The organism is Okeania sp. SIO3B5, assembly GCF_010692555.1.
GTDB lineage: Bacteria > Cyanobacteriota > Cyanobacteriia > Cyanobacteriales > Microcoleaceae > Okeania.
In genome coordinates, this window is record NZ_JAAHHG010000207.1 from 1 (window position 1) to 11,622 (window position 11,622).

The window sequence follows — 11,622 nt, forward strand, 5'->3', positions numbered from 1 at the left end:
TAAAAATAGCGCCCGACACAGCGGCACCCCCGTCTCCCTCCATTCATACATTTTGTCGTAGAACAGTTGCAGGAGCTGATAGCGAATGCGGACGTACTTGCGACAGGCAACCATCACCTGATACCCCAGATCGTTTTCGGGGTAAGCGTGGACATAGTTGTAAGGTTCTTGAAATGCCTTGGTGTAACCGTTGTAATGGTTGCGATACCAAGGTAAAAAAGCCCCCATCGTCATCCACCGAGTCAGCAATTCCGGGGAAGGTTGACCGCCTTGTATGACTCCTGCTCCCAGTACCTCACCTCCTGGGGTGTCCCCGCAACTGCCAAAACCGCCGATATCGCAACCCGAAAAGGGCTGACCGGACATTCCCCAATTCAGCACTTCGGGGATGTTAATCTTCAAAAAGTCCCAAGAAGAAGCTGAATCCCCCGTCCAATACGCGGCGTGACGATGGGTACCTGCATATCCACCACGAGTAACGATAAAGTTGCGTTTGTCCTTGTTGTAATGACCGTCCGGCAACTGTTCCTTGACTTTGGTCAAACCCGCGTTCGTCGCTTCAACTAAGTTGATGGCAAATGCATTATGGAACGTGGCGTTGGGTTGTTTCGTACCGTCCAAGTACGTCATCATGATGTTGAGCGGCAAGGTCTTATAATGAGCGTCACCGTCAGCACTGGGAACGACCGCAGGACAGGTCATATCCTGCCAAATCATATCCAGTCCCTGGTCGATCAAAAACTTATACTGTTCGCCCCACCATTCTTTAGCAGATTCTTTGCCCATGTCTGGATAGTGACCGTAGGTTCCCAAGGGCGTATGATTGGGCTGTCCGCTACAACCGGGATCGTAAGGCGGATTGGGGGATGGATAAGGGTTGAAACCCGTATTGCAACCGTAGTTTTCGTTCGCGACGAAGTATTGGGCGTTGATAGCGAATTGTTGGAGGACTTCGACTTTATCTAGATCGGGATGTTCCTTGGCATATTTGGCGTATGCCTTAGCGAGGAGTGGATTGTTGGCGATACATTTCTCGGCTTTATCTGGATTCTCTTTAGCATCTTTGGTACATTCCCAGGCAGCCTTGGCAAATTCTACTGCGCGCGATTCGAGATCGCTAAGTGGGGGAGCAAACTCGTTGTGAACGAAAGCATCTTGACTGTAGCCCGACTCTAGACCCCAATAGGGTTTTGTTTCGCCCAGATCGTTTTCGGGGTTGGTGGTGATGATGCCCGTGATATTGGTGCTGCACTTAAAGCCGTTCTCATGCAGTTCCTGAAACATCTCACCGACCTGAGGGAACTTGAGATTGCTAACGGTAAAGGTACGGTAGTTGTCTTGAAAGTCTACATCGATGTGCAAGCCATCAATAGGAAACTTATTGGCACGATAGCCGTAAGCGGCAGCTAAGAGACGACCCCGATCGTAGTAGCCGTAACACCCTTGCTGAAAGCCGAGGGCATACATCGGCGGCATAGCCAGTCCGGTGGAGCCAGTGTTCCCACTAAAAGCCCCTGTCAGAGTGATGTACTGCTTGAGTGCCCCAGCAATATCATCCCCTGCCATGAAATAGTAGCTCATTTCCCCATACAAAGCCCCGAAGTAATACCGACCATGCATATTGTCGGTATAGTCGTTGCTTTGGAGGTTGTAGTAGCTTTGACCAGGGTTGTCGTGGAAGATCAGGTAGGCGTAGGGACTGCCGCCGAAATCACCGGTTTTCGGCGGACTGGGGTTCCATTCTAGTAAAACGGGTGTGGAGTTGTAGAGGGGTTCGCTGACGTTAAGGGGGCCGGGTTCATTGTTTGCGGGAATCACCGGGTAGAAGTCCCCTTGTGCTTCGTTAGGTCCGTTGTACTCAAAGTTGTCATAGTTGAAGAAGGTCATGGTGGAGAAGTTCTTGTCGAGATTAACTCCTCCTTTTTCACCAAAACCGTAGTAACCCGCTCCCGGAATAACCGACTTGAAACAAGCAGTAACTTCTTGACCGGGAATATAAACAAGATTGTAGTCGTAGGTATCTTGATTGATGACCTGGGACCCCCGGTAAACGGCAATTCCGTAGGGTTCGAGACCAATGCGCAAGGTAATTTTATCGAGGACAATGTTTAGGACCCGAGCGCCGTCGATCACGGTTTCTTGGTAGTTCACTGCGGTGTCGCCTAAGTTGCGATTGACGACAGCGTAGGAGCTGTTGGTTGAGTAATCCGAAGACCGGGGATTAAACCGAACTTGGAAAGCAGCCGGACCGAGGATGTAGATTTTGACAGAAACGCCGTTGTTTGCGGCTGTCAGGAGAAACGAGTTCTCCTTACTGTCGTAAGACCACTCGGCAATTTTGCCTATACTTGTCCAATGCCCATCGGCAGGGGTAAACTCGTTTACTTGTACGAACGTATAGTTGATTTCGCTCATTCTATTGACCTTATATTCAAGCTTATTTACGGTCTGAAAACAACGTAACCGTTTGACGGGTATGCCAAAAAGTCAATTGGTATAAATACTGAAAGGTAAACTAACCAAAAAGGCAGACATCGTATCTTTGTTCCAGCAAGAACTGGTTTTTGTGATAATTATTCAACACTTATAGTTACCCTTTTTGGCAATGACAATCCACTCTGCGTGAGTCACACATAAGGACATATTAAGCAAACTGACGTTTGACTATGAAGGTAGAATCAGGCGAGAAGGTATCCACTCAATATGATGGGGAAGGCAATTATTATAGCTGCCAACACCAACAATCATGAACTAACAGAATAGTGATACGGCTGACGCCACCCTCCGCGAACGTAAATAATAGTTGCCAGAGAGGGAATATTACCTATATTTGAAATGCGTTGTTCGCACCACTGTTCTCTTTTCCCTATCATCACCATAAGACTTTTTCCGCAAACCCTAATTAGGCTGCGAGAATTTCATAATAGTTGCACAAAGAAAATACTTCTTTTGAATGTTGTTCTCTGAGTTATTACTAACCATAACTTGCACCAAAAAAAAAATACAACCCCAAAACTTCATGGGGAAGTTAATATGATTTTTTAGGCAACTTCATGGAGAAGTTAATATGATTTTTTAGACAACTTCATGGGGAAGTAAACAGGGCAAACGCATCTTATTTTGAAGTCCTAATATCATGTTCGGTTGAATACTTACACTTTGGAGGAAGGAAGGCAGAAGGCAGCGGGAGCTGGAGGCAGAAGGGAAGAAAGGGTTAAAAGGGATAAAGTTTTTTTATAGAACCCATTTGGTATCTTCATAAATATCAATAGGACTTACGCAGATACGCTATATATAGTACTTTTAACTATTGGACAATAGTTACTGGACTCTATACATAGTGTCTTTGCGTAAGTCCCGATCAAGTTTTTTTGAGCTAGGAGTCAGGAGACAGGAGACAGGAGACAGGAGGTAAGAGGGAAGAGAGAAGATGTGGGGAGAGATAATACAAAAAATTCAACACTTCTTCAGATGATTTTTTCTCAAAATTGATGCGCGAAAAGACTTGACTACCACAATTATATAGATCTCAAATGGGTTCTATAAGTGATTATCCGAACATGATATAACAGGGCAAGGATGTTAGGATTATGAGTATTTATACTTATCACTTCTCTAAAGCTTAACCGTAGAAGGTTCCAGAATTTAGATGCGTTTGCCCTGGGGGAGTAGGAGAGTATTTTTCAAGCTTTTTTTGTATTACCCCTATTCCACTCCCAACCCATAACTCAAAAATTTAATCACAGGCAAAGATGCGATCGGGGGTTTTATAAAGCAGAGCTTAGAAAAATTCACCAAAATTGCCAATATTGACATCATTAATATTACTACCTGGAGTTACATCAACAACTGGATCTACAGTAGTTTGAGAGAAACCAAATTTTTGTACTTCTCGTATTGTGTAAGTATTGGGAGGTAAATCCTCAAAAGAATAGAAACCAAATTCATCAGTTATAGTTACAGGTTCTCCAATATCTAAGAGACTATTGTTATTCAAATCTAGATACAAGGTGAAGTTATCTAAACCATTTTCTCCAGGCTCTAATATTCCATTAGCATTTCCATCATTAAATTTAATCCCATTAATTTCACCTCGGTTACTTACATTGCCAATATTGACATCTGTAATGTTACTTCCTGGAGTTACATTAATAATTGGATCGGGAGTAGTTTGGTCAAAATTGGGGGCTTGATTTTCCCTAATTGTATAAGTATCTGGGGGTAAATCTAGGAAAGAATATTCACCATTAATGCCAGTAATAGTCGGAGGTTCTCCTTCATCAAAAAATCCATTTTGGTTGAGGTCTAAATATAAAGTAATATCTGATAGACCTAATTCTCCATCGTCGAATATTCCATTATTATTCGTATCATTAAATTTCGTGCCACTAATTTGACCACGATTATTTACATTCCCAATATTGACATCTGTAATGTTACTTCCCGGAGTGACATTTAAAATTGGGTCGGAAGTAGTTTGATCAAAATCTGGTGGAGAAACTTCTCGCAATATATAAGTATCTGGGGGTAAATCTAGGAAAGAAAATTCACCATTAATACCAGTAATAGTCGGAGGTTCTCCATCATCCAAAAATCCATTTTGGTTGAGGTCTAAATATAAAGTAATATCTGCTAAACCCAATTCTCCATCGTCGAATATTCCATTATTATTCGTATCATTAAATTTCGTGCCACTAATTTGACCACGATTATTTACATTCCCAATATTGACATCTGTAATGTTACTTCCCGGAGTGACATTTAAAATTGGGTCGGGAGTAGTTGAAGCAAAACCTGGTGGAGAAACTTCTCTCAATATATAAGTATTAGGAGGTAAATCTAGGAAAGAATATTCACCATTAATACCAGTAATAGTTGGAGGTTCTCCCTCATCCAAAAATCCATTTTGATTCAGGTCTAAATATAAAGTAATATCTGATAAACCTACTTCTCCTTCTTCTAATATTCCATTAGCATTCGTATCATTAAATTTCGTGCCGCTAATTTGACCCCGGTCACTTACATTTCCAATATTAACTGTCAGATTACTTCCCGAAGTTACATTTAAAATTGGGTCGGGAGTAGTTGAAGCAAAACCTGGTGGAGAAACTTCTCTCAATATATAAGTATTAGGAGGTAAATCTAGGAAAGAATATTCACCATTAACACCAGTAATAGTTGGAGGTTCTCCCTCATCTAAGAATCCATTTTGGTTGAGGTCTAAATATAAAGTAATATCTGATAAACCCAACTCTCCAGGGTCGAATATTCCATTATTATTAGTATCATTAAATTTCGTGCCACTAATTTGACCCCGGTCACTTACATTTCCAATATTAACTGTCAGATTACTTCCCGGAGTGACATTTAAAATTGGGTCGGGAGTAGTTGAAGCAAAACCTGGTGGAGAAACTTCTCGCAAAGTATAAGTATTAGGAGGTAAATCTAGGAAAGAAAATTCGCCATTAATACCAGTAATAGTGGGAGGTTCTCCCTCATCTAAGAATCCATTTTGGTTGAGGTCTAAATATAAAGTAATATCTGATAAACCCAATTCTCCTTCTTCTAATATTCCATTAGTATTTGTATCATTAAATTTCGTGCCGCTAATTTGACCCCGGTTACTAACATTGCCAATATTACCAATATTAATATTTGTCAGATTACTACCTGGAGTTATATTAACAATTGGAGTGGGAGTAGTTTGATTAAAACCTGGTTGCTGAATTTCTCTGATTGTATAAATATTAGGTGGTAAGTTATTGAATAAATAACCTCCGAAATTATTGGTAATATTGGCAGGTTCGTTGAAGTCGAGGAAACCGTTGTTATTAATATCTAAGTAAATTGTGAAATTAGATAAGCCAAATTCGTCTGGATCTAATCGACCATTACTATTAGTGTCATTGAATTTTAAGCCACTGATATTACCTGTGGTATTAAATTGAGATGCTTCTATTTCTGTTACTTCCAATAATTCTTCTTTTTCTGCTATTAATTTCGTCATATATCACTCCTTTCACTATAGAGGGTATCTATATTCTTGAATGTTATTTTTTGGTGTAGTTAATCCTCTTGATTTGAGAAAAAGATTTTTGTGCACAAAATCTAGTTAAAAATAGTTCCATCTGCAAGTCTCAATTTACAATTCTGAACTATGTTGATAAATCCGGATAGATAACTCAGTTTTATTACTGATATAGCAGAAGGAAGAAATAAGAAGGAAGAAGGAAGAAGGAAAAATCTTACGTTGTCTGAGTTTTAAGCTTTTGATCTGTCCTAACCTTTCCTTCGACTGCTATACCTAAATAAACCTTGAAGAAAGTTGTAGGTGGTAGGTTAATAATTTTAAAAAGCCATGAGAAATTTGTCATAATATCCTTAATATTTGTGGGTTAATCTATAGGATATTAAAACTTGATGATTGAGATATGATTGTTGATTTTATAGAATCAAAAATACGTAATAATGTTCCGGTTTTTTTCAGGTAAGACTGCTACATCAATGAAATGGTAAATGCTAGATATATTATGGATAGCCTCTTCTTTAATTACATATCATAATTATGATATATAAATGGTGGATACCGATTAGAGAATTTGGCTTATTAGTAGCAAAAGAACCAGCAATTGGCATGATAGTGTTATTTTTTGAAATTTGCACCTTTTTTAAGTTGACCAAAATAATAATGGAAGGCATGGTGTTTGTAAAATATATTGAGCAAAAAGCAAAAAATGGGTAACACAACTGAAAATCTATCAATAGCTATAATACAAGATATAGGACAAAGAATTGTTGATTGGGAATTACAAACATATATTTCTCAAAGAGATGCAAAAACAATGATGGTACTAGCAAGAGATGGTTCTAAGTTTTTGGGATATTTCACCGCAGCATCAGAAGTATATAAGGGTTTTGTTGTTGATAAGTCAGAAGAAAAAATTGCCCATTTCATAAATGCAGCTAAAGAAGCTTATCTTGTACCTGCCACCTTGGCAATTGGTGATAAATTAGCTAGTAGAGTATTAATGCCAAATGCAGTTGCTTTTTTATGTATAGAAGGATTGAAAAAAACTGGTGAATTTGTAACAGATTCAGATAAATGGCCTGATTTTTATAAAAATTTTCTAAATAAAATTGCTAAGGCAATACAAAATGATGTGAAGAAAAAGGTAGCAGATATAGCTCAAAGAAATTTAGTAGAAGGAGAAACGTATATTGTTGGCACCGGTTTTGGCATTTTAACAATGACTAAAAAAGATGATTATATTGAAATTTATCGAATTAATTCAATAGAAGGATATGAAAAAGCTATTGCGTATGCTAGTAATCATAAGGTAACAGCCGTAGACCAAAATAAATGGAAAAAATATGGTTATTATAAACCTAGTAGAAGTGAGTTATCTGAAATATATGCCGAAGAATTTAAGGAAGTGTTACAAGGCTATAGAACTATGCCATTTGCGGAAACGGAATTCGTGCTACGTGGTGGTAGGAAATTTGTTAAAGAAAAATTAGATAAGGGCGAAAATTTTGATTTAAATGAGAAATTCAGCTTATATAAAAATGATGGCGAATTAATTGTAAAAGATATAACACTAAAAAATATTTTACCAATATTAGGTGTTGTAGTTGGTGAGAGAAATATAATCTCGGAATTTGACAAAAAAATTGCTGAATTTGCTGAAGTAAACACAGACTTAGGCATAGGTTTCGGCAAACCAATGTTAGAGAAAAAAGAAATAATATATGACTTATCTTCGCCCAAGCTAGCAAAAATGGAAGGTGTTACCGTTAAATCTGATGAATATTCTCAAACAACATATATTGAAAATAAAGATGGTAGCGGCAAAGTAATTTTAAACGGCGAGGAGCTAACAGAACTTAATTACCAGAAAACTGTTGATACGCGAAGCCAAGGTGGAATAATATACCATTCATATGATTTTGCAGCTAATTCTAGAGCTAGAGAAATATATGATGTTTATTATTCTCCAGAACCCAATACAATAGTAATTTATGTAGGCGACTGGGGCGTTGTAATAGAAAATTTCCACCAAGGAGATTTAGGCATTGAGCTAAAAGGAAGCCCTGTTGCAATACCAACTAGAGAAAACAAACAAAGCAAACTTCCTGAGCAGAATTTTATAGAATATGCTGATATTAAAAGGCAAGTTACAGAAATTGCAACTAATGCTAGTATTAGCATACCTGTGAATAATAATGACAAAATTATAAGTGCAATTGGTTTATTTGATACTGCCTCAATGCTTCTGGCTGCCACATTAGCTGGTGTTAGAACGAATTTTTTTGCTAATAATAAATCAAATACTAATGCTGTTGCAAAAACAGTAGTGCAAAACATTGAATTACAAGATTCAAGACTAGAAGAAAAACCCAACAAAATAGCTATATAATTTAGTTCGCATTTGTCATAATATCTTTGATATTTGTGGGTTAATCTATAGGATATTAAAATTTGATGATTGAGATATGATTGTTGATTTTATAGAATCAAAAATACGGAATAATATTCCGTACTACTACTCCCTACTATAATATATTAATTACCATAATAAATTAGGTGGTCTTCTGGGAGGATAATTTCTTATTTCTACTTGGTTTTGATTTGGCTTCCATTCAACAGAGTCTGGCGGTAAACTTCTTTTATCTAGAGCATTTAAAAAACTAGAAATTTCTGGATCGTTAGGCTTAAGTTTCAACGCTTTTTGAGCCACTTCTCTAGCTTCCTGATAACGCTCTAAACGATAAAGAACTTTCCCTTTTCCCAGCCAAGCATCAACAAAATCAGACTTTAATTGAATTGCCTTATTATAGGCAGCGATCGCTTCTTTATATTCCTGAAAATGTGTTGTTAAAATATTTCCTCTCAGATACCAAACTACAAAATCATCTGACTTGTATCTAATTACTTGATTAAAAGATATTAATGCGTCGTGAGGTCGGTCTAAATAAGCTAATAAAGCGCCTTTGTCTCGCCAAGCTAAATAAAAATTTGGTTTAATTTTTACTGTTTTTTTATAGGCATCAATTGCTCTATCATGTCTACCTAAAGCTGATAATACATTTCCTTTTCCATACCAAGCAGGATAAAAACTTTCTCTGATTTTTATTGCACGTTCAAAAGCTATTAGTGCTTCTTCAAATCTCTCCAACCTATACAAATGATTGCCACGATTTGCCCATGCTGCTGCACTAGAAATATCTGTTGTTTCTGGAACTTTTAAATAAGCTTCTATAGAAAAAGCTTCTTTTTGAGTTAGTTGTCGTGGAGGTGAATTTTCCAACTGAAGATTTAATCTCATATTGAACTTATCTGCTAACTGTAAAAAGGTATTAATGGGAATTCCATAACTAAAACCAGTACTCACTCTCTCCACTGAATTAGATTTTTCATCATAAATTTTTGTACCTTCAGAAGCACCATGAATTCCAATTACTCTTCCTTGAGTATCTAAAATAGGTGCGCCACTCAAACCTAACTCAGTAATATTGTTATAAAAAAGTTCATAACCATTAGAAACGGGGTCTTTGATAAAAGCTAATTCATAATCTTGATTAATTAATAATCCCGGACTAAATAAAGGTTCTCTTTGGGAAAAAGGTAATCTCGATGCAGGCCAACCAGACACAAAAATATGGCGAAATTCGGCTTTATAATCATAATCAGCTAAAGTAGCGATTTGATACTTTTGATGACTCTGAAATTCTAAAAGTGCTAAATCTACTGCTGGTAATTTAATTATTCTTTGATAATCAATTTTATGTCTTTCTCCATCTTTGGTAATAACTGCATATTCATCTTGGGTTTCTACAACGTGCTTGGCAGTTAAAACATAATAAGTGTCTTTTTTACGAGAAATTATTACGCCAGAAGCTGGATTTATTGAATCAATTAATACTGTAAATTCTGTGGCAATTTGATTAATTTCATCTGCCATTAAAGCTTTAGCAGCAGGTTGTATGGAAATAATTGCTGTAGAAGGAAAAAGTAAGAGAGAAGAAGTCAGAAGTAAGGGTTTAATTGGGAATAATAAATTCACAAAAGTCCGTAGATAATGTTTAAAGTTCATAGCAGAAGTAAGAAGTAAGAAGTAAGAAGTAAGAAGCAAGAAGTAAGAAGTAAGAAGTAAGAAGCAAGAAGTAAGAAGTAAGAAGTAAGAAGTAAGAAGCAAGAAGTAAGAAGCAAGAAGTAAGAAGTAAGAATTTAAGTAGGAATCAAAATTTACAAAAATCGATAGACAATTTTGAAATCCATATTTGATAATTCAGTACTCAGAGGGAAAAATCAAGAATTTAATTAGGAATCAAAATTTACAAAATTCCATAGCAGAAGGAAGATGGAAGATGGAAGATGGAAGATGGAAAAATCAAGAACTTAATTAGGGTTTGCTGAATAAATATCACGCGTCTTGACTGGTTTTGGTTTTACCCTTTTCAGGTACTAAGGGAGTACCAGCTTTTAGGTAGTAATGGTTCAAAAATCTAAGATTTTCGGCATTTCGAGGGGTAGAAAATCACTTTTACGATTCTTCTAACTACTTCTTCTATAATTCCCATTCCTCCTGACTTCACCGATTCACCGATTCTGGCTCCTACCCCTACCACTCATACTTTTGAGCGCAAACCCTAATTAGGAATCAACATTTATGAAATTCCATAGCAGAAGGAAGATGGAAGATGGAAAAATCAAGAATTTAAGTAGGAACCAAAATTAACAAAAGTCGATGGACAATTTTGAAATCCATATTTGATAATTCAGCACTCAGAGGGAAAATCAAGAATTTAAATAGGAATTAAAATTAACAAAAGTCAATGGACAATTTTGAAATCCATATTTGATATAGCAGAAGGAAGAAGTTTGATTATTTATTATTGATATTCCGAAGTTTGCAGCTATTTCATAAGTCAAAAATGGCGACTGCTATAATTCACCACTCAGACAGAAAAATCAACAATTTAAGCAGGAATCAAAATGCACAAAATTCCATAAACAATTCTGAAGTTCATATTTTCCTCTTTTTAAGAGCTAACGGTTTTATTGCGTATGTCGCAATAGGAGTTTTTGCTTAGTTCTATTTTCAGCAGCTAGTGGTTTTATTGCGTATGTCGCAATAGGAGTTTTTGCTTAGTTCTATTTTCAGCAGCTAGTGGTTTTATTGCGTATGTCGCAATAGGAGTTTTTGCTCAGTTCTATTTTCAGCAGCTAGTGGTTTTATTGCGTATGTCGCAATAGGAGTTTTTGCTCAGTTCCATTTTCAGCAGCTAACGGTTTTATTGCGTATGTCGCAATAGGAGTTTTTGCTTAGTTCCATTTTCAGCAGCTAACGGTTTTATTGCGTATGTCGCAATAGGAGTTTTTGCTCAGTTCCATTTTCAGCAGCTAACGGTTTTATTGCGTATGTCGCAATAGGAGTTTTTGCTCAGTTCTATTTTCAGCAGCTAGTGGTTTTATTGCGTATGTCGCAATAGGAGTTTTTGCTCAGTTCCATTTTCAGCAGCTAACGGTTTTATTGCGTATGTCGCAATAGGAGTTTTTGCTTAGTTCCATTTTCAGCAGCTAACGGTTTTATTGCGTATGTCGCAATAGGAGTTTTTGCT

At 37.1% G+C, this 11,622-nt stretch carries 6 protein-coding genes; 3 read left to right on the plus strand and 3 right to left on the minus strand.

Going from position 1 to position 11,622, the window contains the following annotated elements; genetic code table 11:
• Positions 1–2,415, minus strand: a 2,415-nt coding sequence (locus F6K54_RS23815; RefSeq protein WP_293082853.1) for a TIM-barrel domain-containing protein, incomplete at its 3' end; no start/stop codon positions are given.
• A 1,366-nt stretch (positions 2,416–3,781) separates the two neighbouring features.
• A complete protein-coding gene (locus tag F6K54_RS23820; RefSeq protein WP_293082856.1) occupies positions 3,782–6,007 on the minus strand; it encodes a collagen binding domain-containing protein in 2,226 nt (741 codons plus the stop codon).
• Positions 6,008–6,565: 558 nt separating this feature from the next.
• Here F6K54_RS23820 and F6K54_RS23825 point away from each other — a divergent pair.
• Complete coding sequence (locus F6K54_RS23825; RefSeq protein WP_293082859.1) at positions 6,566–6,742, plus strand: hypothetical protein; 177 nt, start codon at positions 6,566–6,568, stop codon at positions 6,740–6,742.
• Positions 6,735–8,417 (plus strand): hypothetical protein, encoded by a 1,683-nt coding sequence (locus F6K54_RS23830; protein WP_293082861.1) that lies wholly within the window; start codon positions 6,735–6,737, stop codon positions 8,415–8,417. Before F6K54_RS23825 ends, F6K54_RS23830 begins: the two co-directional genes overlap by 8 nt.
• 150 nt (positions 8,418–8,567) lie before the next feature.
• On the opposite strand, the gene F6K54_RS23835 is transcribed toward F6K54_RS23830, so the two are convergent.
• A complete protein-coding gene (locus tag F6K54_RS23835; RefSeq protein WP_293082864.1) occupies positions 8,568–10,094 on the minus strand; it encodes a tetratricopeptide repeat-containing serine protease family protein in 1,527 nt (508 codons plus the stop codon).
• 187 nt (positions 10,095–10,281) lie between these two features.
• On the opposite strand from F6K54_RS23835, the gene F6K54_RS23840 reads away from it, so the two are divergent.
• Positions 10,282–10,407 (plus strand): hypothetical protein, encoded by a 126-nt coding sequence (locus F6K54_RS23840; protein WP_293082867.1) that lies wholly within the window; start codon positions 10,282–10,284, stop codon positions 10,405–10,407.
• The last annotated feature ends 1,215 nt before the right edge of the window (positions 10,408–11,622 follow it).

Excerpts from the sequence above, each read along its gene's own strand:
- F6K54_RS23825 (WP_293082859.1), top strand. The coding sequence starts at position 6,566 with ATGATATATAAATGGTGGATACCGATTAGAGAATTTGGCTTATTAGTA.
- F6K54_RS23835 (WP_293082864.1), bottom strand. The coding sequence starts at position 10,094 with ATGAACTTTAAACATTATCTACGGACTTTTGTGAATTTATTATTCCCA.
- F6K54_RS23820 (WP_293082856.1), bottom strand. The coding sequence starts at position 6,007 with ATGACGAAATTAATAGCAGAAAAAGAAGAATTATTGGAAGTAACAGAA.
- F6K54_RS23830 (WP_293082861.1), top strand. The coding sequence starts at position 6,735 with ATGGGTAACACAACTGAAAATCTATCAATAGCTATAATACAAGATATA.